The sequence below is a fragment of the Bradyrhizobium sp. USDA 3262 genome, from assembly GCF_054060035.1.
In genome coordinates this window covers 5,175,312-5,198,140 of the sequence record NZ_JBSSCT010000001.1, presented here as the reverse complement: position 1 = coordinate 5,198,140, position 22,829 = coordinate 5,175,312, and the positions used below count along the sequence as shown (strand labels likewise).

Here is a 22,829-nt window from a genome sequence, read left to right as displayed (position 1 = left end):
AGGGCAAGGTTCCTGCGCGAACTTCATCCGGTGGCCTAGACTTGGTGGCAGCCTCGGATGAATGCGGACAGAAACCCGCCACCGCGCGTATTCCTGAACCAGGCAAATGCACCGAGCAGTCTGTCGAGGGTCGAAAGCGGACTCGGCGCGGAGCAAATAACCCCGGGGGGCCGGCAAGACAGACATTGTCGCATGTATCGGCTCGATCTAGGCTTCCGCCGCCGAGGGGCCTCCATGGATATCAAGCGGGCATTACCCCACCCCCAACTTCGCGGCGTCTTACGCGCCTTCGAGGAGAGGCGCGTGGAGCTGGGTAGCGCGGTCCTGGCCTGGCCTGTCGCCGCACGGCCGCATCAAATCCTGATTGTCCACCTGGCTGATCCATATCGTGTCCGCATCGACGGTGGCCAGGCGAACGCTACGCCCGATACGAGCATTGTCGGTCCGCAAACCTATCGCAGAGCCCACGTGTGTCTGTCGGGTTCGATCCACGTTTTCAGCATACTGTTTCAACCGGCCGGCCTGAACCGATTGGCTGGAATCGACATGGCGTCGTTGGTCAATCAGGACCCGGCAGCCTCCGATGTCCTCGGCCAATCCGCCACGGCCGTTGGCGACGCCGTGCGCCTTGCGCCGGACTTCAATCTGCGCGTCGCCGCCGTCGAACGCTGGGTTGAGACAATGCTTGAGAAGCGCGGTCCCGACTGCGCGATTGGCGTCGCGTCACGCCGGATGATCGCCGTACGGGACCGTTCGCGGATCGGGGACCTCGTTGCAAATTCCGGCCTCAGCGCCAGTCAGTTCCAGCGCCGGTTTGCGACGCAGGTTGGAATGACGCCCAAACTGTTTGCCCGAACGATCCGGTTCGACCGGGCGTTGGTCGCCCGCCGCGATGCCCCGCACCGGACCTGGACCGACATTATTCACGAACTCGGCTACTTCGATCAGGCCCATTTCATCCGCGAATGCCGCGCGTTCGCCGGCCTGCCGCCGACCGGCCTCGTCGGCGACTGGGACAATATCTTTTTCCCCGGTGAATGACCGAAATTTACAAGCGCTCACGCTGGCTTCCCGGCAAGGTCTGCCCTCACCGAAGACCTGGATGACGGCGAGCACGACGCAGCGTAAATTCGGCGTCGTTGCAGCCAGCATCGCGGTCGGCGGTCCAAGAGAACCGGAGCGATGGGCATGTCGACGAACCTGGAGCACTTCAAAGCCATCATCGAACGTGGATTTTCGCAAGGCGATCTGACGGTCGCGGACGAAGTTTGCGCCGAGAAGCTGATCGAACATGAGTATCTGTCGAAAACCGAGCTTCCCGGCCCACAAATCCTGAAAGCGCAGATCGAAGATGCAAGAGGCAGCATCAAGAATCTGCAGCTCGCGATAGAGGCGATCGTGGAAGCTGACGATACGGTATGGGCGCGCAGCAAGGCAACAGGCGTCGATCCGCGATCGGGAAAGCCAGTCGCCATCGATGTCATCGACATCTGTCGATTTTCCGCTGGCAAACTGATCGAACACTGGGGCGTGCCCGACCGATTTGCGCTTCTTCACCAGATTGGAGCGCTGCCACCTCCGCCCAAATTAACCTAGCGCTGGCGCGGGGCTGCGAACCACTGCGGCAGCATTATCCCGGCACATGACTGGAGCGACGGACAGCATGGCATCACCGCGAATACTCGGCCCACATGATGGTCATCTCGCCGTTCTCGGCGGCACGAGCGCCCGGTTCATGGTCGAAGGGGACGACGCCGGCAGGTGCTTTGCGCTCGTCGAGCATCCAATGCAGCCGCACGCTTTGGCAGCCCCCATGCACCGGCATCATCGCGAGGACGAGTACAGTTTCGTCCTCGAAGGCAGGATCGGGGCGCTGCTCGGCGAGTCCGTCGTGATCGGCAATCCGGGAGACCTGATCTTCAAGCCGCGCGAGCAGTGGCACACATTTTGGAACGCAGGGGACACGCCGGCCCGCGTATTGGAAATCATATCGCCGGCCGGGTTCGAGAACTATTTCCGCGAGCTCGCAGCAGAATTGAGCAATCGTCGTCCTGATCCGCAGCGGCTGGCGGCGCTCTGCGCGCGCTATGCGCTCGACATGGATATGAGCAGCGTGCCCGGACTGATCCAGCGCTTCGGGGTTCGCTTTCCGGGAGCGCCACCGTCCACGCCGCGCTGATTTTGCAATTTACGCGCTAATTGTTCGTCGTCGGCAGATCGTTCGGACCGTACTGCTTGAACTCGAAGATCTTGCGCGTCAGGCCGGGGGCCAGCGCGGAGATCGGATTGACGCGCAGCACCGGCGCGCTCGGCGTTCCCACCACTTCGTAGGTCACGCCGATCAGGCCTTCATTGCTGCCGGCGCCGAGGAAAATCCCGAAGAACGGGATCTGGCCGAACATGTTGTTCAACCCGTACATCGGAATGAAGGTGCCGTTCATCCGCACCTGGTTGCCGATATAGTCGATGCTGCCTTCGATGGTCGCGCCGATGGTCGGTCCCTTGACCACACCATTGCGGATCGAAAGCTGGCCGCTCTGGCGGGTGAATTCGGCGCGCAGCGCGTCGAATCCGATGCCGTTCTGGGTGCTGACCGGCCCGCCGGCGACGGCGCGATCGAGCTGGGTTTCGCCCTTCACCGAGAAGCCGGTGATGTTGATGAGCCCTTCCCTCGGGCTCGGCTCGGGGATCGGCGGCTCCATCGCGAGCGTAAGCTGGCCGCCTACCACCTTCGAATAGGTGTCGATGAAGCGCAGGAACGCGCCGGCGTCGGCGGTCTGCAGATAGATCACCTCGCGGCCCTGCTGGCGTCCGCGCATATCGACCGTGACGGGGGTGTCGCGGCCGACCTTGCCGCTCAGCGTGAACGCCTTGAAGAACCCGTTGCGGCGCGAGACCTTGGCGTCGACGCTGCGCAGCGCTTCGCCGTTGAATCCTGCGACCGCGCCGAGTTTCACATCGACATCGAAATCGGTGGTCCTGGTCTTGCTCTTGGGATCGCTGTCGCGGCCGGAGATCGCCGACTTCAGGAAGCCGCGGCCGTCGAACACGTCGCCGCGCATCGTCACCTTGATCACGCCGTCGGGACCGCGATCGGCCCGCAGCGATGTCTTGTCGCCTTCCGACGGCGCGTAGGTCGGGAAGTACGCATTCATGAGATCGCCGTTCTGGTCGACCTCGAGCGCGCCCTTGATCGACACGCCGGCGCCGTCGATCGAGATATCCTCGAACCTGGTCGATTGACCCTTCGGCACCACGTTGAAGGTCGCCTTGCCGGCCCTGCCCTGCGCCTTGACCCAACCCGGAAGAATGTTGTCGAGCTTGAGCTGGGTCAGGTCGGCTTCGACGCCCATCTTGGTGGTGGGGCTGTCGCCGCTGCCGATCTTGCCGCTCAGCTTGATCGGGATCGCGCCCGAGACCGCGGGACCGAGATCGAGCCCGAGGCGCGCGCGGCTCGCATCGTCCAGCGTCGCCTGCAGCTTGACGTCGGCATCGCCCTCAGCCGGCTTGCGGTAGTCGAGCGAGGCCGCCTGCCCGTTGATCTTGACGTCGCCCTTGACCTGGAAGCCGGCATTGCTGGCGATCACCTTCAGCGTGTTGGCTTCGAGCTTCTGGTTCATCACCAGCTTGTCGACGGCAACGCCGGAGATGTCGGCGGTGACCGAGTAGAGCGTATCGGCCTTGGTCAGCTCGCCCTTCACGGGCATGCCGAGATTGATCGTCGCGGTGACGTTGCCCTTGCTGGCGTTGGGATCGATCGGCGGACCGGAGAGATCGCTGAGTCGGTCGGACGCGAGGATTTCGGCGGCGGCCGGCACCGGACAGTCGACCCGGAACTTGACCTTCGACGGCGACGGCTTCGGCGCCATGTCCGGCACCTCGAAGGTGAAGTCCGACAGCGTGATCTTGCGGCCCGCCGGCGTGTCGGCAATGCCCTGGTTGATGGTCACGGTCGCGGTGCGGCCGGTCACCCGGGCCTTCAGATCCGCGTCATGCACCGCGGGCATCTGATCCACCGGACGCACCGTGACACCTGAGGCGACAATGTTGACCGAGAGGCCGTCATCCGGGATCGGCGGTCCCTTGCGCGACAGGTTGTGCACCGGCGAATTGACGCCGACATCGATACGCTGGAGTGTGCCGCGGTCGATCCGCTCGAGCACCCATTCGCGCACCTCGGGCACGATGATGATCGGCCATATCCGTTTCAGGGCCGCGGCCGACATCGGCGTGCCGGCGAATCCGAGTTGCAGCCGCGGCTCGCCGGAATAGTCGATGCTGCCGGTTCCGGCGACGCCGATCTCGCCATTAGAGATGTCGGCCTGGGTCAGCAGCACGCGCTTCTTGTCGGTGTCGAACCGGAAGCCGATGTTGATGCGATTGAAGATCAACGGCGGTTCGTTCTTGTCGGCGCCGGCCAGCACGATGGTGCCGCCGGACAGGCCGGCCTGCCAGTCGGTGACGTTGTCGTTCGGCGGCTCGAGATGGCCGAGCAGCGTGATGCGGTTGGCGCCCGAAATGATCTTGATCGGCGCCAGCAGCACGCGCCGCCCCGAATCCCATTCGACGCTCATCTCGGCCGAATCGACCGGCATCGGGTAGTCGGGCGTGTCGGTGTCGATGATGTTGCCGGCGCCGACATTGATCTTGCCGCGGAAGTAGGTCGGCAGGCCGTCGCGGCCGAGTTCGCCCTTCATCTCGCCTGACAGCGGCAGGTCGGCGGTGTAGGTCAGATCCTTGGTCCGGAGCGCGAGCAGGATGTTCCGGGTGGAAACCTTGTCGGCCTTGATGTCGACCGAGCGCACGCCGTTCTGCTGCGGTCCGACCAGCACGCGCACCGACCAGGGTTTTGCGCCCTCCTCGCCGAAGCTGAGCGCAACGCCGCCGCCGCTCGGGCGCCGCAGGCTGAGGCTGATGTTCTCAAAGCTCCATTTGTTGCCGCGCTGCTGATCGTCGACGACGAGATTGCCGTTCTTCAGGCCGATCTCGTTCAGGTTCTGCCCGTCGAGGCCGGTCATGCTGAGGCTGTCGAGCCAGTCGAGACCGGCGAGCAGCCCGCTCTGGGCCGAATCGGGTGGCGCCGAGGGCTCGGCGGCAACCGGCGGCGAGGCAACCGGCGGCGGCGGTGCTGCGGGTGTCGGCCGCGGGAATGTCGGCGGCATCCCTGCCTCCCGCTTGGAGGCAACGCCGGTGGCCAGCGGCTTTGCGGTGTCGCCGGCGGACACGGTGACATTGCCGTCGGGCGTGATGCGCACCGACAGTTCCGCATCGACCAGATTGAGGCTCTCGGCCCGCAACTGACCCATCAGGAGCGCGGTTCCCGACAGGCGCACTTCGGCCTTGGGCGCGCTCGCAACCACCGCATGGTCGCGGTCGCGGACGATGATGTCGCGGATGCGCACCGCGATCCTGACGCGGCCGGCACGCTCGATCTGCGTTCCACCGACCTCGACCGTGTTGCCGTGGCCGATATTCTCCTCGATCGCCGCGGCAAGCCACGGCGTCGCCATGTCGAGATTGATCGGGCCGGCGCCGAGCCGCCACCACAGCGCGCCGAAGCAGGTCGCGAACATCGCGACCAGCACCACGAGGACCAGTCCGATGCGACGAATCCAGCGCCCGCCGTTCAGCCAGCGCTGCATGCCGGAGCAGAAATCGGTGAAGCGATGCAGGTTGGTGTTGGAACGCGCCAGCAATTGCCGCGCACGGTTGCCCGCCGCCTCATCCTGCTCGTCCCACGCAGCGTCGTCTTCCCATTGCGAGAAGTCAGCCCCGGCGCGCGGATTTGGACCCTGCGGCGACGTGTTCCTTGCCATTGCCTCTCGGTGCTGACGGCGAAGCTGATCGCCGCCATCGGGGCGCCCGTCGATGCGTATCGAGCGCTCCTGTGCCGGCATCGCCGCCTATCCTCGCCTAATCATGTTACTCGCCGATGGCCCCCAGAACGGACCAAACCAACCAATCAAAAGCCAATTCAGCAAGCGGACGGGTCACGCGTCGAATTCCTTGTCACCATACTCCGTGGCCATCAAACTTGCCCAGCGGCCGGAGCGAATCCGGCCGCCGCCAATAAGACCCGCAATACCCCAATGGTTGAGCTTCGGAAAGCGACGAAAGGAAGGCGTATGTCCAAGAAAACGCGCAAGAAATCCTCCAACACAACCGGAAAGCGGGTCGCAACAAAGGTTGCGCGCGCCGCAAGCGCAAGCACTGGGAAGTCCGCGACGAAAACCCGCACAGCGGTTGCGAAGAAGGCAGCGGCCAAGAAAACAACTAAGAAAACAACTAAGAAAACGACCAAGGCGACCGCAGCGGGTGTTCGAAGCAAAGCCTCGCACAAGCCGGCATCGAAACCGTTAAAGCGAGAGCCGGCTGCAACCGTGACCAGTTCGTCCGCCGTCACACTTGCCGAGGGCGCCACGGCGCCTAGCTTCAACCTGCCGCGCGACGGCGGGGACAGCGTTTCGCTGAAGGATTTTGCCGGCAAGAAGCTGGTGCTGTTCTTCTACCCCCGCGCCGACACCCCCGGCTGCACCAGGGAGGCGATCGATTTCACCCGGCTCAAAAGCGAGTTCGCAGCGGCAGCGACCGAAGTGGTCGGCATCTCCGCCGACACGGTTAAGGCGCAGGAGTCATTTCGAAACAAACACCAGCTGTCGGTGCCGCTGGTCTCGGACCCAGCCCACCAGATGCTGGAGGCCTATGGCGCCTGGGGCGAAAAATCCATGTATGGCAGGACCTTCATGGGAATTATTCGCACGACGGTTCTGGTCGATTCCGGTGGAAAAATTGCCCGTATCTGGCGTCACGTGAAGGTCGACGGCCACGCCGAAGCGGTATTGGAGGCTGCCCAGGCGCTCTGACGGGACGGGTTCCGTTTCCTGAAAATTAACCATGACGGGCTCAAATCGGCCCCGCAAATTAGCCGTACGGAGCTTGGTCCGACCGGCCGCGGGAGTACCGATGTCGAGCCGGTCCGGTCACCACAAACACCATCATCCGCAGGACCATGGCCGGACGCCGGCGCGCCGTCCGGCAGCCCATCACCCCGCACCTGCCGCCGCGGCGGCAGCGGCGGCGACCTCCGGCGAGGGCTATACCCTGGTCCATGCCGGCAAGCAGGTCCGGTTCGGGCCGGTGGTGTTCTGGATCATCGTCGGCACGGTGGTGCTGCTCGGCATGTGGTCGGCGGCGACCGCGACCTATTTCGCGTTCCGCGACGACGTGCTGACCCGGCTGATCGCGCGTCAGGCCGAGATGCAATACGCCTATGAGGACCGCATCTCGGAGCTTCGCGCCAAGGTCGACCGCACCACCAGCCGCCAGTTGCTCGACCAGGAGCAGTTCGACCAGAAGCTCGACCAGATCATGAAGCGGCAGTCGACGCTGGAATCGCGCGCCACCGCGCTTGGCGCGATGCCCGACGTCACCAGCACCGGATCGATCAAGCCGCAGGGCCGCGCCGAGGCGGCGCCGTCCTCCGGCACGCTAAAACCCTCCCCGATCAGCGACACCGTGATCTTCGTGGCGCCGCCGGATCGCGAGGCGCGGCTGGAATCGCGCGCGCCGCTGATCGCCAAGACGCAGCCGAACCAGTTCGCCAAGGCTCAGGGCGTCGACAACGTGCTGGTCCGCCTCCAGACCTCGCTTGACCAGGTTGAGCGGCGCCAGGTTGCCGCGCTCGCCTCGGTCGAGGACAGCATCGATTCCAAGGTGCGCCGGATGCGCGGCGTGATTTCCGATCTCGGCCTCAACATGGCGCAGCTCGAAGCGGCGACGCCGCGCTCCGGCATGGGCGGGCCCTTTGTCCCTGTGAAACTCTCTGCCGACGCCGGCGCGTTCGAACGCCAGCTCTATCGCATCAACATCAACCGCGCGCAGATGCAGCGGCTGAACCAGACGCTGGCGCTGGTGCCTTACCGCAAGCCCGTGGTCGGTGAAGTCGAATTCACCAGCGGCTTCGGCGTGCGCACCGATCCCTTCCTCGGCCGGCCGGCGATGCACACCGGCCTCGACTTCCGGGCCGCGCAAGGCGATCCGGTGCGTGTCACGGCCAACGGCAAGGTAGTGTCGGCGGGCTGGGCCGGCGGCTATGGCCGCATGGTCGAGGTCGATCACGGCAACGGCCTGTCGACCCGTTATGGCCATCTCTCCGAGATCGGCGTCAAGGTCGGCGAATACGTCAAGATCGGCCAGGTGATCGGCGCCGTCGGCTCGACCGGCCGCTCCACCGGTCCGCATCTGCATTACGAGACCCGCATCGACGGCGAAGCGGTCGATCCGCAGAAATTCCTCCGCGCCGGCGTCCGGCTCAGCGCGGGCTAGTTCAATCGCACAACGATCGATCTGAACATCGGCGCAAGCGGTCTCACTCGCGCCGATCGCGTTTGTGGCTTCAGCGGCGTCCGCCGCCGCCCATACCGCTAGGCGGCCCGCCGCCACCGAATCCACCGCCGGGACCGAGCGGCCCGCCGGGCGGGCCGAAGCCACCGGGACCGGGGCCGGTCGGTCCACTACTCAGCGGATCAGGCGCAGTCCCGCCGCCTGGCGGGCTGCTGCCCGGCATGCCGGACGGCGCCCCACCGGGGCCGCCACCCGGACCGCCGCCACCAGGCGCGCCGCGGCCGCCCGGTCCGCCAAGTCCCGATCCAGATCCCGATCCATGACCCGGCCCGGATCCGCCGCCGCCGGGGCCACGGCCCGGCGTACCCGGGCTCTTCACCGACGAGCCCGGGAACTTGCCGACCGATTGCACCGATTCGACGCGCAGCTCGCGCGGGCCCGACAGCCGCGCGTTGACGACGACGCGCGTGTCGGCCGCCGGCGAGAACCGCGAATGGTCGCGCGCGACAAAGCCGGACCCGAGCTGCAGATCATTGCCGACCCGCCGCACATAGGCCTCGATCAACAGCCGGTTCGCGCCGGCGAGATCGGAGAAATCGTCGGCGCGGCTGCGCGACACCTGCATCACGCCCTGCGCGACGTGTCCTTCGGCTAGCACGCGCTGACCGACCAGCGCCGCATCGACGCCGGCGAGCTTGAGCTCGCCGATCCGCAAGACGCCGGCACGGTCGCGCTCGAGCGGCCCTGCGACGCGCGCGGCAGCGTCATGGCGCTCCTGCACCAGACTTGCGACGACGACGCCGTCGGTGCGGCGCAGCCCGAACACGGCGACATGCGCGCCCACCTTCAGCCAGCTCTCGCGTCCGGTCCAGGCGACCGTCTGGCCGAGCACCGTCAGCCCGCCCGGCTTCATTTGCTCGACCGGCCCGGTCACCTCGCTGGTCACATCGATGCGTTTGGTCGACAGCGCGCCACCGGCGTCGCGCTGCGCCACCACGCGCGCGAGCTGTCCGATCCGCAGCGCCTTGGCGCTCGCCGTCTCGCCGTCGATTCTAACCGGCACGTCGGGTGCATAGGCGACGCGCTCGCCATTGACATAGATCGAGCCGAACCGCTGGATCACGCCGACGATGCCGGTGCCACCGATGCCCTGATCGGAACCGGTGATACCGGTGCCGCCGATGCCCTGATCGTTGCCGCGCTTCTTGACCTGCGCGCCCGCGAGCGACGTTCCGGCAAGCCAGAAGCCGACAAGCAGCGCACGGCGCGAGATAACGGGCGGACCGTTCACGACGCACCGCCTTCGTCGGCATCGTCATCGACCGAGCCGTCCGGACCCTCGCGATAGATGTAGATGCCGAAATTCCAGCGATAGTCGCCGCCCTTGTCTTTTGCCAGCGCGCGATTGGCCTCGCGGTTGGCGACCTTGAGCGCCTCCATCGCGAGCTCGCGCGAACGGCCCTCGAGCCGTTTTGCCAGCTTCGCCGACAGGCCGTCGTAATGCACCGCGCGCTCGAGGAAGCGCGGCGCGGCCGAGGATACGTTGAGCTCGGCGGCCGCGACATGGTCGTGCAGGTTGCGGCCGAGATAGTGCCATTTGCGGTCGTCGTCGCCATGCGGCACGAAGGCCTCCTCGACCAGCACGATCTCGTCGTCGTCATTGATGTTGACGAGCTTGCGGTCGAGCCATTCGTCCAGCACCGCGCGCGGCCGCACATCCTTGGTGATCGATTCGACCAGCGTCTCGAACGACGGCGCGCCGCCTTCGGCGGTGCGCGGCAGTGGCAGCGGATCGCCCTTGGCATCGGTGAACTCGGGCGCGGCCAGCCAGCGCGCGATGATCGCGCTGGTGCGCGACAGCGTCGCCGGCACCGCATTGACCGGCGCGCCGGCGCCGCGCAGCCGCGCCACCTCCTTGCGGTGAATGCCGGTCAGCAGGCTGACGCGGCTGTCGGTCTGCTCCTTGCCCTCGAGCGCGAAGTCGTGCTCGGCGACGTTGACATAGAGCTCGCGCAGCAGCTGGGTCAGCGCCGGAAACGTCATGCCGCCGCGGATGCAGAGCCGCACCAGCGGGCGCAGCATCCGCGCCAGCGGCGCATGCAGCTTCGCTGCGGCGATCGGCGCGGACGATCCCACCTTCGACTTCGGGGCCTTGGCATTCATGCCCAACTTTTAGCCGTCCGCGCCGTGGGACACAATCCCACCTCACTTGACGTGTGACATTTTCCCACTTATGGGAAACAAAATCACCTCCGGACACAGTCCGCGCGCTCGCTAGCGGGTGCCACGGTGTCCGGCATTGCCGCCATCGCCACGGACCGCTCCATGACGTCTGCCCGATTCGACCTTGCGATCGCGGAAGCCTGCCGGATCGCCCAGGTTCCCTTTGAGGAGTTCGTGTCGACGGTGATGGCGGGCGGCTATCCCTGCCTGCCGGGCGTTGCGCCCGGATCGCCGCGCCGCTTCGACGAAACCGACCTGCTCGCGCTCTACATCTACGGCCGCCTGCTCGCCTTCGGTTTCGGCGGTCTGCGCGCCGGCGAATATGCCTGCCGCGCGCATGCGGGCCTCCGCGCCGAGCCTCGCGCGCAATCGATCTCGATTGCGCTGACGTCCGACGGCGGCAAGCGCGTCGTGATCGAGCAGGATCTGCAGCGCCCGGCAGCGGCGATGCCGCCCGAGCGGATTCACTTCGACATCGCAGCGATCAGGCGCCAGCTCCAGCGACCGGCCGAACGCAGCACCGCCGAGCCGGCCTGACGCTCCGCTAGAGCAAGATGAGATTCGGTCGAATGGCGAGCGCAATGGTGCTGCGCTCCCTCTCCCCGTTCTTACGGGGAGAGGGTTGGGGTGAGGGGCTGTCTCTGCATCTGCGGTGATAGCTGAGTTCGCGGAGACTCCCCCTCACCCGGAACGCATCTGACGATGCGTTCCGACCTCTCCCCGCGCGCGGGGAGAGGTGAAGCGGAGGCCGCCGCTCGATCCACAAGTAGGCTGATGGCGCTTTAGAACCTCCCGCCCTTGCTCGCCCGCCCCGCCATCGCGGCGCGATCGCACCGTCATGCGTTCCGATCCTTCCTCCCAGAAAAGTTGTCCACCGCCATACGTGGGACATAATCCCACATTTTAGTCCGACGCCATTGACGTGTGAAATTTATTTTATTTCCCACGTATCCAGAATCCGTTCAGCAGGGAATCCGACGCAATGTCTCTTCGTTCGGCCCGCGAATCCGGTTCGTTTCACGAATCCGATTCGTTTCACGAATCCGGTCGGTTCGCCGCCACCACATTCCGCTTCACGCCGCAGGACCCCTGCGGCCCGATCGAGCCGGTGTTTCCGGCGCTGCTGCGCTCGCTGGTGTTCGCCGCCGCGCTGGCGCTGCCGTTCATCGTCGCCCTGTTCGTCGCATGATCCGGATCGAGCCGCCCATGATCGTCGTCAACGAGCCGGCCCGGCGTCCGTCGGTGCTCCACATCTTCAAGGTCTACTATCCCGACCTGTTCGGCGGCACGCTGACGGTGATCCGCGATATCTGCGCCGGACTGAAGGACACCTTCAACGCCGCCGTGCTGGTCTGCTCGCGCTCCGGCGGCGAGCGGCAGATCGTGGTCAACGACGTTGCGGTCGAGCGCGTGCACTCGTTCGGCGACGTGCTGTCGCTGCCGGCGGCGCCGACCTATCCGTGGCGGCTGTGGCGCCGCATCGCCGAGCACGATCTGCTGGCGCTGCACGCCCCCTTCCCGCTCGCCGACCTCGTCTTCGCATTCGGGCTCGGCCGCACCCGCCCGCTGGTCGTGCACTGGCACGCCGACATCGTCTCGCACGCGGCCTTGCGCTTCCTCGTCGAGCCGATGATGCGGCGAACGCTGCGCCGGGCCGCCGCGATCATCGTCTCCGATCCGGTGCTAATCGAAACCACGCCGCTGCTGCAGGAATTTTCCGACAAGTGCCACGCCGTTCCGTTCGGCGTCGATGTCGCCAAATATGACCGGCCGGCCGCACAGGCCGACGACGTCAACGCCCGCGGCCGTCTCGTGCTCGCCTGCGGACGGCTGGTGCCCTACAAGGGTTTTGACGTGCTGGTGCGCGCCGCGCATGCCCGCAATTTCGAGGTCTGGATCGTCGGCGAGGGCCGCGAGCGCGACAACCTTGAGCAGCTGATCCGCGACTATGGCTTGCAGGACCGTGTCCGCCTGCTCGGCTCGGTGTCCGAGAGCGAACGCGTCAAGCTGATGCGCATCGCCGACGTCTTCGTGATGCCGTCGGTGACCAATGCAGAGACCTTCGGGCTGGCGCAGCTCGAGGCGATGGCCGCAAGCCGGCCCGTCGTCAACACCGCGCTCGACACCGGCGTTCCGCATGTCGCCCGCGACGGCCTCGAGGCCATCACGGTACCGCCCGGCGATCCCACCGCGCTTGCCGACGCCATCGAGACGCTGATCAACGATCCCGAGCGGCGCCGCCGCATGGGGCAGGCCGCGCGCCATCGCGCGATGACGAAATACTCAACCGCAGCCTTCAAGGAGGGAGTCGAGACGGTGTATCGCAAGGTCGTTACCGAGGAGGCCGCCGCAAGGGACGCGGGGTCGTCAGCCCCAGCCCCGCGTCCCCGAACGGCAGGGTTCGTCGGCGCGATCCAGATCGCGGCAACACTGGCCTGGTCCGACGTGCGTCATCGCTACGTCCGCTCCCTCCTTGGACCCTTCTGGATGTCGATCCAGACGGCGATCATGGTGGCCGTGCTCGGCTCGGTCATCGGCCATCTCTCCAACGCCAGCGCGGTGGCGCGGCTGCCGATGCTGGCGGCGAGCCTCACCGCTTGGACCTTTCTCAACAGCGTGGTGCTCGACGCCACCACTGCGCTGCAGGGCTCGGCCAGCCTGATCAAGGATCGCGCGCTGCCGCCGGTGATCTTCCTGCTGCAATGTACCTTCCGGCAGGCGCTGTTCGCCGCCCATAACGCGATCGTGCCGCTGCTGCTCTGGCTCGTGCTGACGCCGCGCGATGTCGGCGGCGCCATCGCCGCTCTTCCCGGCCTCGCTCTGTTCGTGGTCTGCACGCTGGGTCTGAGCCTCGTGCTCGGCGCGCTGGCGACGCGTTACCGCGACATCAAGCCGATCATCGAGTCCTCGCTGACGCTGGCCTTCCTGGCCTCGCCGATCATCTGGACATCCGAAATGATCGATCGCGGCTCGACCGTGATGCGGCTCAATCCGCTGACGCATCTGTTCGCGATCTGGCGCGACCCGCTGGCGACCGGTCATGTCGCAACGGCAAGCGTGATCTACGTGCTGGCCTGCCTCGCCGCGCTCGCGGTCGCCGCGATCGTCACCATCACCCACCTGCGCAAAGCAGCATTCTGGATCTAGGGCATGGCAAGCATCCACCTCCGCGACGTCTGCCTCGATTATCCGCTGTACGGCGCCTACGACTTCTCGCTGAAGCGCCGCCTGCTCGGCCGCCTGTTCCGCCAGGCCAGCGAGATGCGTACCATCCGCGCGGTCGACAACATCTCGATCGAGGCGAAGGCCGGCGCGCGCATCGGCCTCGCCGGTCCGAACGGCTCCGGCAAGTCTACGCTGCTGCGGCTCATTGCCGGCGTATTCCCGGCGAGCAGCGGCCGCGTCGAGATTTCCGGCAACATCGTGCCGCTGCTCGGCCTCGGTGCCGGCGTCAATCTCGATTTCGTCGCCGCCGACAATATCAGCCTGCTGCTGCGGATCTCGGGACGCAAGCCGACGCCGGCGGTCCTGGACGAGATCTGGGCGTTCACGGAACTGGAGGAGCGCATGCGGCGGCTGCCGCTACGCATGTTCTCGTCGGGCATGCTGATGCGCGTGCTGTTCGCGACCGCGACCGCGTTTCCCGCCGACATCCTGCTGCTCGACGAATGGCTCAGCGTGGTCGACGAGAATTTCTCGGCCAAGGCCGAGCAGCGGCTGCGCAAGATGGTCGAGACCGCGGCGATCGTGATCATCGCCTCGCACGACCATGCCCTGCTGCGCCGGACCTGCAACAGCATCATCAATCTCGATCACGGCCGCATCGCCAGCACCGCCCCGCTGGATGCGCCCGTCCCGCATCACCTCGAGCTCAGAGAAATCAGCGCATGACAAAGATCCTGGTCGTCAGCGAGGCGCTTGGCGAGCCCAACCACAAGCGCGGCATCTTCCATTTCACCCGTGAATTGATCCGCTCGCTGGCCGGCGACGGACATGCCCTGACCCTCGTCGTGGAGACCACGCGCCGCTACCGGAAGCTGCGCCGCAGGCAGCAGCGGACGCGCCTGCTGCCCGAGGACTCACGGCTGATCGAACTGCTCGCGCTCTATCGTTACCTCGATGAAACCGACATGAACTCGCCGATCATGCGCGGCGGCCTGCGCCGCACCGTCGACTGGTTCAAGCACAAGCTCAACGCGGCGACCTCGCTCGAATTCATCATCGCCTTCCTGCGTTCGATTCATCTGCTGCCGACCAGCGTCAAGCTGATCGAGAACCGGACCGAGGGCCTCGAATACATTCCGACCGATTTGCGCCATCTCGAGTTGTTCGGCGATTTCCTGCTCGAGCCCGGCTTCTACAGCTATCAGGACACGTCGGCGCTGACCCGGTTGCCGCCGCCGCGGGTCGATGCGCGCGACTACGACGTCATTCTCGTCGACACCCCGACCCGGGTTGCGATCCAGCGCCGCCCGGGCGCAAAGGTGATTTGCGTCGTGCATGACCTGCTGCCGATCACCGATCTCAAGCTGGATGACATTGCAACACGCCTGTTCCTGTCGCGCCTTTTCACCAGCGTGAACCAGGCTGACGAGCTCGCCTTCGTCTCGAACTACAGCATGAACCGCTTCCGCGCCCTGCTCCCGCAATATGCGCACATTCCGGCGCGAGTGGTCTATCCGCGGACCCGTTTCGACGTCGCGGAAGCGCCGCTTGCGCCGGTGCCAACCGCGGTCCCGGCACGGCCGGACTTCGTCGTCATCGTCTCGAACGAGCCCCGCAAGAACCTCGCGGCCGTCATCCGCGCCTTCCGCAAGCTGCCGGAGGCCGATCTCGTCGTGATCGGCTATGCCGGCGGCGCCAACCAGGCGCGCAATTTGCCGAAAAACGTCCGCTTCTCCGGCTATGTCGACGAGCACGAGAAGGCGGCACTGATCGCGGGCGCGCACGGCCTGATCATGCCGAGCCTCGCCGAAGGCTTTGGCGTCCCGATCATCGAGGCATTCGCGGCCAATACTCCCGTGCTGTGCTCCGATATTGCCGTGTTCCGCGAGGTCGCCGGCAAGCTTGCCGACTATTTCGATCCGTTCTCGACCGACTCGATCTGCGCCTCGGTGCGGCGCGTGCTGGCGCAGCAGGAGCAATGGCGCGACCGGATCCGCGAGCGGCGGGCCGAGCTCGCCGAGCGCTTCGGCCACCACACCCAGGCGCGCGACCTGCTGTCCCATCGGGCTGCCCCGGACGTCGCGGCCGCCGCCGCGGCGCTCAGCGCCGCGATGGCGACCTTCAACGGTGCAACCGCGCACGGCGTGTGACCGGTCATGAGCACCGATTTCGACGCCATTGGTCTCGCAACCGAACCGCCAGCACGATGGCGCGATCGCGTCCGCGCCTGGTCCGGCTCGGTCGCCTATCTCCGCGCCACCGATACCCTGATCGCCCTGGCCGCGGCGTCGCTACCCTGGTCGACCACGGCACTCGCCGTCTTCATGCTGCTGTGGCTTGTCGCCGTGATCCCGACCATCGACGGGGAGCAGTTCATGCTCGACCTCGCGCAACCGGCCTTTGCATTGCCGATCGCGCTGGTCGCACTTGCCGTGATCGGCGTGGCGTGGTCGGAGACAAGCTGGCCCGAACGGCTGCAGGGCATCAAGCCGCTCAGCAAGCTGCTGCTGCTGCCGTTCCTGCTCGGCTACTTCCAGCGCTCGCAGCGCGGGCTCTCCGTGTTCCTGGCCTTCCTGGTATCGTGCACGGTGCTGATGATCCTGTCCTGGATCGTGCTGGCGCTGCCGCAGCTCAAGCTCGCGCACACCGCCTCCGACGGCGTGCCGGTCAAGAACTACCTCGACCAGAGCCAGGAGTTCGCGCTCTGCGCGTTCGCGCTGGCGCTGCCGGCATTGACGGCGCTGCGGGCCCGGCAATGGCGCATCGCAGCCGGCGCCATCGCGCTGATGCTGCTGTTCGTCGCCAACATGCTCTACGTCGTCTCGGCGCGGACCGCGCTGGTCTACATGCCGGTGCTGTTGATCCTGTTCGCCTCGCTGCATCTGTCGCGGCGCGCCACGCGGCTGCTGTTCGCCGGCGTCGCTGTCACCAGCCTCGTGGTCTGGACCACGTCCCCCTACCTCCGCCAACGCATCGCCGATGTCGGCATCGAGTATCGCGCCCACGACACCTCGGGCATCGCCTCGACCGCGCAGCGCCTGACCTATTGGCGGAAGTCGGTGAAATTCATCGCCGGGGCGCCCTGGCTCGGCCACGGCACCGGCTCGATCAGGCACATGTTCACGCAGGATGCCGTCGGGCAAGCCGGCCTTGAGGCCGAGGTGATCAACAACCCGCACAACCAGACCCTCAATGTCGGGGTCCAGTGGGGGCTGATCGGCATCCTGCTGCTCTACGCGATATGGACCAGCCACGTCAGGCTGTTCGCCGGCCGCGATCTCGCGACCTGGATCGGACTCGCCGTGGTCGTGCAGAACATCACGAGCTCGCTGCTCAATTCGCATCTCGCCGATTTTCACGAAGGCTGGATGTACGTGATCGGCGTCGGCGTCGCCAGCGGCATGGCGCTTCGCGCCCGGCCGGAGAGGATTTTGGCGGACAATGCCGCGGCAGGCGGGTTGAAGCGGCTTGTATAATCCGGAGCTGCATCTGCTCGCGCCGTGTGTGACTCACCGGTGGCGCAACAAATTCAGCGTCGTCCCGGCGTAGGCCGGGACCCATTACCACCGAAGGCGATTGTTGCGCGACGCTAGGGCCACAGCTTCCTCACCAACCCAATCCTGTGGTTATGGGTCCCGGCCTACGCCGGGACGACGGTGGTGTTTGCCGAGCGAGCACCGGCTTCATCACGCCCCGCCTACCGCGACGCCTCGTGCCCGACCTCGCCGGTGATGACGTCGCCGAACAGCTCCCACGCCTCACCGTTGAAGCGCATCAGCTGCATCTGCTCGATCGGGAAGTAGTCGTCGGCGGAGGTGTTGACCATGACGCCCGGCAGCATCAGGTCGGAGTGGAAGTTCTTCAGGTTGGCGGCCTGCTTCATCACGTTCTCGCGCGTGAGATTGTCGCCGCATTGCTTCAGCACCTGCATCATCGCCTCGGCCTGGACATAGCCATAGAGGTTGTTGGCGTTGGCCTTGTCGCCGTCGGGGTAATATTTGTCCATGAAGGCGCGCCAGCTTTGCACCGCCGGATCCTTGTCCCAGGTCGGATCGGTCGGGTCCTTCAGATAGGCGGTCGAGATGATGCCCTTGGAGAATTCGAGCCCGGCCGGTTTCAGCACCGAGGCGACCGAGGTCGCGGTGTTGGCGAGGAAGAATTTCGGCTTCCAGCCGAGCTCGCCCACTTTCCGGATCGCCTGCGCCGAGCCCTTCGGCGCCGCCCAGGAGAAGAAGATGTCGGCGCCGGAATCGTGCAGCGCGACGATCTGCGAATCGATCGAGGGATCGGAGACCTCGTACGACTTGTCGGCGATGATCATGCCGACCTTGTCGCCGAGCCCGTCCTTCAGGCCCTTGAACTGATCCTTGCCGGCATCGTCATTCTGCCAGAACACCGCGATCTTGCTGTCAGGGAATTTATCGCGAATGTACTTGGCGTAGATGCGTCCCTCGCTCTGGTAGTTGGGCTGAAAGCCCATCGTCCAGGGGAAGTTCTTGGGGTCGCCGAACTTGGTGCCGCCGGAGGCGACGAACAATTGCGGCACCTTCTTGGCATTCATGTATTTCATGATTGCCGAATTGGACGGCGTGCCGAGCGGCTGGAAGATCAGCAGCACCTCGTCGCTCTCGACCAGCTTGCGCGCCTGCTCGATCGCCTTCGGCGGCGAATAGGCGTCGTCGTAGCTGAGGAAGTTGATCTTGCGGCCGTTGATGCCGCCCTGCTCGTTGATCATCTTGAAGAATGCGGCCTCGGTCTTGCCGATCACCCCATAGGACGACGCCGGGCCGCTGTATGGCATGATGTTGCCGATCTTGATTTCGCCATCACTCGCGCCGGGATCGTATTTCTTCTGCGCAGTAGCCGAGGTCGCGATCAGCGCCGCACTTGCGAACGCCGCGATTGCGCCAATATATCCGAAACGAGCCGGCATCGTTTTCTCCCGATTTTTGTCGTTGGTTTTGGCGGCAAGTCTCGCAAGAGACGCATGTGCTGGCAAGCGCTGGGTTTTTCCGTTGGGCGAAACGGCATTGTTGCCTGGCGCTATTTATGATTGAAGGTCGATCTGGGGATCACGAGTCGAGGCGTTCTGATTGCGTAAACCGGACATCCGTACCGGTCCGCGGCATCCGCATCTTGCGGCCGCGGGCTATGAGATCACGCGCCGCCTCAGCGAGTCTGCGTTGGCGAAGCGTGGCCTGCACAAGGCCAATGGCGAGTTCGCGCAGCGCACGATCGCGTCGATCCGCGAAAAGCTGCAGCGCGGCGAGACCGTCTACATCGCCGGCCTCGCCTGCCCCGGCACGCACAATACCGGCGTCGCGCTGGTCGAGATCACCCAGAAGGACGGACCGCGCCTGATCGTCAACAACGAGGAAGAGCGCTTCTCCGGCAACAAGCACACCAACGAGTTCCCGCAATACGCGCTCGACGACATGCGCAAGGTGTTGCAGCGGATGGGCCGCGACATCGGCGATATCGCCGCCTTCGTCACGACGTGGGACTATCCGGCGCTGCTGGCGATGCTGATCCGCACCTCGCTCGAGGAAGCGCCGGCCAGCCTCAAATTGCTGCGCGCCCCGATCGCACCGGCAATCAATCTGCGTCAGCTGGATCAGGTGCGGCGGCTGTCGCGCCGGCTCGGCAGGATGTACGGGCTCGACAAGCAATTGCCGCTGATCTGCATGCCGCATCACGACAATCACGCCTGGTACTCGTTCACCGCCTCGCCGTTCGCCGATACGCGCGAGCGCGTTGCGATCGCGGTGCTCGACGGCACCGGCGACGTCGGCTCGATCTCGCTCTATGTCGCCGAGAACGGCGAGATGAAGCAGCTCTATTGCAATGAGAGCCTGTTCGACTCGCTCGGTGCTTTCTACACGGTGATCTCATCCAGCCAGGGCGGCTGGACCTGGCTCTCCAGCGAGGGCCGCTACATGGGCGCCGCCGCCTGGGGCGACATGAACCGCGCCACCAATCCGTATTATCAGCGCCTGAAGGCGGTGCTGCAGCTCGGGCCCAATGGCAGCGTTCAGCTCAATCGCGCGATGGCCAATTGGTACGCCGATCCTGCCGACAATCCCTATCATCAGCCGCTGATCGACATTCTCGGCCCGCCGCTGCGCCCCGACCAGCTCTGGAATCCCGACGCCGTGCTGCGCGTCGAGGACATCAATCACCGCCCCGACACCAAGGACCGCGTCGACAAGGCGGCCGCGACGCAATTGGTGTTCGAGGACGCGATGATCCATGTCATCGACCATCTCCTGCGCGCCACCGGCACCGACCGCCTGGTGCTGACCGGGGGCGTCGCGCTGAACGCGCTCGGCAACATGCGCCTGCTCGAGCATTTCGACGAAGCGTGGTTCGAACGGGCGCAGCAGCGCAAGACGCGGCTGCATATGTGGGTGCCGCCGGTGCCCGGCGATCCCGGCGTGCCGATTGGCGCGGCCTGGCTGTTCGCGCATATGGCGGGCGCGCCGCGCGGCGCGCCGCTATCGCACGCATTCTATTGCGGCCTGCCGTCGTCGAACGCCGACATCACGACGGCGCTGCAAGCCGACGACGTTGCCTCGACAGAGATCGGCAATCTGGCGACGTCAGAGGGCCGCGACGCGGTTGCCGACCTGATGGCGTCCATGGTCGCGCAAGGCGGTGTGATCGCGATCTATCAGGGCGCCGCCGAAACCGGCCCGCGCGCGCTCGGCCACCGCTCGATCCTCGCCAATCCCTGCGACCCCGAGGTGCGCGAGCGGCTCAACGAGCGCGTCAAGTATCGCGAGGCGATCCGGCCGCTGGCGCCGATGGCGACGCTAGAGGCCGCGCGCGCCTATTTCGAGCTCGAAGACGGCGCGTCCGACGCCGACTACAACGCCTACAACTACATGGTCCTCACGGCGCATTCGAAGCCGGAGGCGCGGGCGAAGATTCCGGCGGTGGTGCATGCCGACGGCACCGGCCGCATCCAGATCGTGCGCGAGGCCGACGATCCCCTCACCCATGCCTATCTGAAGGCGCTCGGCCGTCATATCGGCGTCGAGATGTCGGTCAACACCTCGTTCAACGTCGCAGGTCCGATCGCGCAGACGCCGGCGCAGGCGATGGACACGCTGCGCCGCTCCAAGGGACTCGATGCCGTGGTGCTGGTGGCCGACGACGGCACCGCCTATGCCGCCTGGCACGGCGGCGAGCGCGACAGCGGACGCTTCAGCGGATGGTATGCGGCGTGGAAGCAGGCGCGCGGCTGAACCAGGCCAGCACGCGGCCGTCGATCAGCAGCAGCGCGCTCGCGATCACCAGCGCGCCGATCACCTCGCGCAGCGCGATCGGCTCGCCGAGCACGAGATATCCGAGCAGCATCGCGGTGACCGGAATCAGCAGCGTCACCAGCATCACATTGGTCGCGCCGGAACGCCGCAGGATCTGAAAGAACACGATATAGGCCAGCGCCGTCGACAACGCCGCGAGCCCGAGCACGGCGAGCCATGTCGTTGCTTGGGGCATCGGCAGCAGCCACGGCCGATCGACGACGGCGGCGATGGGCGCCATCGGCACCGCCGAGGCGATCATCTGGAACGTCGCCGTCCCCAGCGGCGGCACCCGCTGCGGCAGCCGCCGCCCGACCAGCGCCGCGATGCCGTAGCTGAAGGCGCCGGCGAGGCACAGCAGGATGCCGATGCCTTGCCGGCTCTCGAAGCCGAGCGCATCGCCGTGCAGGATCGCAACCCCGATCAGCCCGGCCAGGACGCCCGCCACGCGGCGCGCCTGCAGCCGCTCCTCGCCGGCCGCCGCCATCACGACCACCGCGAACAGCGGCGTCGTCGCGTTGAGGATCGAGGCCAGCCCGCTCGGAATATAGGTCTGCCCGAACACGATCAGCGCGAACGGCAGCACATTGTTGAACAGCCCCATCGCAACGAACGGCGCCCAGCCGGACAGGCCGCGCGGGAATTCGATTCTGGCGGCCCGCAGCAGCGGCAGCAGGATGATCGTGCCGAGCACGACGCGCAGCAGTACCAGGGTCAGCGGCGGCAGTTCGCGCAAGATCACGCCGTTGAAGAAGAACGAGCCGCCCCACAGCACCGACAGCAGGACGAGCAGCCCCCAGTCGCGACGATCGATGCGGTTGTCGGCGGAAGGCATGTCGGGCGCTCACCTGCGGTCGGACAGGTGACTAGCGCAGGCTTGTGAATATTCCCACCCGATTTCCGTGAATGGCGGCCCCGCCTATTTCGGCCGCGACACGATCTCGATCATCTGGCCCTCGTCGGCGTCGGGCGCATGGGCCTTCGCCTTGTCGTAGGCGGCGAGCGCGGCGCGGCTGACAGGCACACCGGGCAGCAGGGTCTCGGCGAGCCGCACGGCGTAGTCGGCATCCTTGTGGCGCAGCGCCGCGGTAAACGATGCGCCGGAGAAGTTGCGGTCGATCATTCGCTTGCTGTGGCGGATCACCTGTGGGCTTGCCACCGCGCCGGTCGCCAGCGCCTCGGCCACCAATTGCATGTCGAGGCCGGCCTGCTCGGCGATCGCCACGCCTTCGGCGAGGCTTGCGATCTGCACCGCGCCGATCAGGTTGTTGATCAGCTTGAACACGGTGCCGGTGCCGACCGGGCCGAAATGCCGGATCGTGCTGCCGATCGGCGCAAGATAAGGCTGCGCGCGTTCGAGATCGGCGGGATCAGCGCCCACCAGCAGCGTCAGCTTGCCGGCGGCCGCCGCCTCCGGCAGTCCGGTGACCGGACAATCGATGTAGATCAGGCCGCGGCTGTTGAGCTCGCGCGCCATCTCGAGCGTGTGCTGGTAGGAGACCGTGGAGCATTCGATCGCGAGCGTACCGGCCTTCATGTTGGCGGCAGCGCCGTCCTTGGTCAGCCAGACCGCGCGCGAAGCCTCGTCGTCGGCGACCATGGTCACGACAGCATCGGCATCGATCGCGGCATCCTCCGGCGAGGTTGCCCAGAGCGCGCCGCGAGCGATCAGGTCCGCGGCCTTGGCCTTGCTGCGATTCCACACCGCGACCGTGAAGCCGGCATCGAGGTAACGGCCGGCCATGCCCTGGCCCATGCGTCCCAATCCGATGAAAGCGACGCGCGGCATGG

Annotated in this window: 18 protein-coding genes; 12 read left to right on the top strand and 6 right to left on the bottom strand. The window is 66.0% G+C overall.

Annotated elements, in window-relative coordinates; translation table 11 throughout:
• The first annotated feature begins 234 nt into the window (after positions 1-234).
• From ACVWYP_RS23870 to ACVWYP_RS23860, 3 genes are all read left to right on the top strand, one after another.
• Positions 235-1,041 (top strand): AraC family transcriptional regulator, encoded by an 807-nt coding sequence (locus ACVWYP_RS23870; RefSeq protein WP_304500095.1) that lies wholly within the window; start codon positions 235-237, stop codon positions 1,039-1,041.
• Positions 1,042-1,188: 147 nt separating this feature from the next.
• Positions 1,189-1,596, top strand: a complete 408-nt coding sequence (locus tag ACVWYP_RS23865) for an ester cyclase (RefSeq protein WP_304500094.1) — start codon at positions 1,189-1,191, stop codon at positions 1,594-1,596.
• A gap of 67 nt (positions 1,597-1,663) precedes the next feature.
• The gene (locus ACVWYP_RS23860; protein WP_304500093.1) at positions 1,664-2,179 is read left to right on the top strand and encodes a cupin domain-containing protein; all 516 of its coding nucleotides are present in this window, start codon (positions 1,664-1,666) and stop codon (positions 2,177-2,179) included.
• Between the two features lie 16 nt (positions 2,180-2,195).
• Here the strand turns inward: ACVWYP_RS23860 and ACVWYP_RS23855 are convergent, their stop codons facing one another.
• On the bottom strand, positions 2,196-5,897 hold the full coding sequence (locus ACVWYP_RS23855; RefSeq protein WP_304500092.1) for a YhdP family protein: 3,702 nt from the start codon (positions 5,895-5,897) through the stop codon (positions 2,196-2,198).
• A gap of 228 nt (positions 5,898-6,125) precedes the next feature.
• Between ACVWYP_RS23855 and ACVWYP_RS23850 the strand changes: the two genes are divergently transcribed.
• Together ACVWYP_RS23850 and ACVWYP_RS23845 are read left to right on the top strand one after the other, a co-directional pair.
• A complete protein-coding gene (locus ACVWYP_RS23850; protein WP_304500091.1) occupies positions 6,126-6,863 on the top strand; it encodes a peroxiredoxin in 738 nt (245 codons plus the stop codon).
• Positions 6,864-6,963: 100 nt separating this feature from the next.
• A complete protein-coding gene (locus ACVWYP_RS23845; RefSeq protein ID WP_304500090.1) occupies positions 6,964-8,325 on the top strand; it encodes a M23 family metallopeptidase in 1,362 nt (453 codons plus the stop codon).
• A 70-nt stretch (positions 8,326-8,395) separates the two neighbouring features.
• On the opposite strand, the gene ACVWYP_RS23840 is transcribed toward ACVWYP_RS23845, so the two are convergent.
• Together ACVWYP_RS23840 and ACVWYP_RS23835 are read right to left on the bottom strand one after the other, a co-directional pair.
• Positions 8,396-9,634, bottom strand: a complete 1,239-nt coding sequence (locus tag ACVWYP_RS23840; protein WP_304500089.1) for a DUF5666 domain-containing protein — start codon at positions 9,632-9,634, stop codon at positions 8,396-8,398.
• Positions 9,631-10,506, bottom strand: coding sequence for a DUF6502 family protein (locus ACVWYP_RS23835; RefSeq protein ID WP_304500088.1), 876 nt, complete (start codon positions 10,504-10,506; stop codon positions 9,631-9,633). Before ACVWYP_RS23835 ends, ACVWYP_RS23840 begins: the two co-directional genes overlap by 4 nt.
• 162 nt (positions 10,507-10,668) lie before the next feature.
• On the opposite strand from ACVWYP_RS23835, the gene ACVWYP_RS23830 reads away from it, so the two are divergent.
• From ACVWYP_RS23830 to ACVWYP_RS23805, 6 genes are all read left to right on the top strand, one after another.
• A complete protein-coding gene (locus tag ACVWYP_RS23830) occupies positions 10,669-11,103 on the top strand; it encodes a hypothetical protein (protein WP_304500087.1) in 435 nt (144 codons plus the stop codon).
• A 445-nt stretch (positions 11,104-11,548) separates the two neighbouring features.
• Complete coding sequence (locus ACVWYP_RS23825) at positions 11,549-11,755, top strand: hypothetical protein (protein ID WP_304500086.1); 207 nt, start codon at positions 11,549-11,551, stop codon at positions 11,753-11,755.
• 17 nt (positions 11,756-11,772) lie between these two features.
• On the top strand, positions 11,773-13,713 hold the full coding sequence (locus ACVWYP_RS23820; RefSeq protein WP_304500085.1) for a glycosyltransferase: 1,941 nt from the start codon (positions 11,773-11,775) through the stop codon (positions 13,711-13,713).
• Between the two features lie 3 nt (positions 13,714-13,716).
• Complete coding sequence (locus tag ACVWYP_RS23815; RefSeq protein WP_304500084.1) at positions 13,717-14,457, top strand: ABC transporter ATP-binding protein; 741 nt, start codon at positions 13,717-13,719, stop codon at positions 14,455-14,457.
• Positions 14,454-15,881, top strand: coding sequence for a glycosyltransferase family 4 protein (locus ACVWYP_RS23810; RefSeq protein ID WP_304500083.1), 1,428 nt, complete (start codon positions 14,454-14,456; stop codon positions 15,879-15,881). Before ACVWYP_RS23815 ends, ACVWYP_RS23810 begins: the two co-directional genes overlap by 4 nt.
• Before the next feature lie 6 nt (positions 15,882-15,887).
• Positions 15,888-17,207 carry an O-antigen ligase family protein gene (locus ACVWYP_RS23805; RefSeq protein WP_304500082.1) on the top strand — a complete coding sequence of 440 codons (1,320 nt, stop codon included), beginning with the start codon at positions 15,888-15,890 and terminating at the stop codon, positions 17,205-17,207.
• Positions 17,208-17,428: 221 nt separating this feature from the next.
• On the opposite strand, the gene ACVWYP_RS23800 is transcribed toward ACVWYP_RS23805, so the two are convergent.
• On the bottom strand, positions 17,429-18,664 hold the full coding sequence (locus ACVWYP_RS23800) for an ABC transporter substrate-binding protein (protein WP_304500081.1): 1,236 nt from the start codon (positions 18,662-18,664) through the stop codon (positions 17,429-17,431).
• 160 nt (positions 18,665-18,824) lie between these two features.
• On the opposite strand from ACVWYP_RS23800, the gene ACVWYP_RS23795 reads away from it, so the two are divergent.
• Positions 18,825-20,978 (top strand): carbamoyltransferase C-terminal domain-containing protein, encoded by a 2,154-nt coding sequence (locus tag ACVWYP_RS23795; RefSeq protein ID WP_304500080.1) that lies wholly within the window; start codon positions 18,825-18,827, stop codon positions 20,976-20,978.
• Here ACVWYP_RS23795 and ACVWYP_RS23790 read toward each other — a convergent pair.
• Positions 20,938-21,873, bottom strand: a complete 936-nt coding sequence (locus tag ACVWYP_RS23790) for a DMT family transporter (RefSeq protein WP_028344947.1) — start codon at positions 21,871-21,873, stop codon at positions 20,938-20,940. The two genes, ACVWYP_RS23795 and ACVWYP_RS23790, sit on opposite strands and share 41 nt — an antisense overlap.
• A gap of 84 nt (positions 21,874-21,957) precedes the next feature.
• A complete protein-coding gene (locus ACVWYP_RS23785; RefSeq protein ID WP_304500079.1) occupies positions 21,958-22,827 on the bottom strand; it encodes an NAD(P)-dependent oxidoreductase in 870 nt (289 codons plus the stop codon).
• Between the last annotated feature and the right edge of the window lie 2 nt (positions 22,828-22,829).

Coding starts and splice junctions, on each gene's coding strand:
- ACVWYP_RS23825 (WP_304500086.1), top strand. CDS start 11,549: ATGTCTCTTCGTTCGGCCCGCGAATCCGGTTCGTTTCACGAATCCGAT.
- ACVWYP_RS23800 (WP_304500081.1), bottom strand. CDS start 18,664: ATGCCGGCTCGTTTCGGATATATTGGCGCAATCGCGGCGTTCGCAAGT.
- ACVWYP_RS23865 (WP_304500094.1), top strand. CDS start 1,189: ATGTCGACGAACCTGGAGCACTTCAAAGCCATCATCGAACGTGGATTT.
- ACVWYP_RS23805 (WP_304500082.1), top strand. CDS start 15,888: ATGAGCACCGATTTCGACGCCATTGGTCTCGCAACCGAACCGCCAGCA.
- ACVWYP_RS23860 (WP_304500093.1), top strand. CDS start 1,664: ATGGCATCACCGCGAATACTCGGCCCACATGATGGTCATCTCGCCGTT.
- ACVWYP_RS23830 (WP_304500087.1), top strand. CDS start 10,669: ATGACGTCTGCCCGATTCGACCTTGCGATCGCGGAAGCCTGCCGGATC.
- ACVWYP_RS23835 (WP_304500088.1), bottom strand. CDS start 10,506: ATGAATGCCAAGGCCCCGAAGTCGAAGGTGGGATCGTCCGCGCCGATC.
- ACVWYP_RS23810 (WP_304500083.1), top strand. CDS start 14,454: ATGACAAAGATCCTGGTCGTCAGCGAGGCGCTTGGCGAGCCCAACCAC.
- ACVWYP_RS23815 (WP_304500084.1), top strand. CDS start 13,717: ATGGCAAGCATCCACCTCCGCGACGTCTGCCTCGATTATCCGCTGTAC.
- ACVWYP_RS23870 (WP_304500095.1), top strand. CDS start 235: ATGGATATCAAGCGGGCATTACCCCACCCCCAACTTCGCGGCGTCTTA.
- ACVWYP_RS23785 (WP_304500079.1), bottom strand. CDS start 22,827: ATGCCGCGCGTCGCTTTCATCGGATTGGGACGCATGGGCCAGGGCATG.
- ACVWYP_RS23850 (WP_304500091.1), top strand. CDS start 6,126: ATGTCCAAGAAAACGCGCAAGAAATCCTCCAACACAACCGGAAAGCGG.
- ACVWYP_RS23845 (WP_304500090.1), top strand. CDS start 6,964: ATGTCGAGCCGGTCCGGTCACCACAAACACCATCATCCGCAGGACCAT.
- ACVWYP_RS23855 (WP_304500092.1), bottom strand. CDS start 5,897: ATGCCGGCACAGGAGCGCTCGATACGCATCGACGGGCGCCCCGATGGC.
- ACVWYP_RS23790 (WP_028344947.1), bottom strand. CDS start 21,873: ATGCCTTCCGCCGACAACCGCATCGATCGTCGCGACTGGGGGCTGCTC.
- ACVWYP_RS23820 (WP_304500085.1), top strand. CDS start 11,773: ATGATCGTCGTCAACGAGCCGGCCCGGCGTCCGTCGGTGCTCCACATC.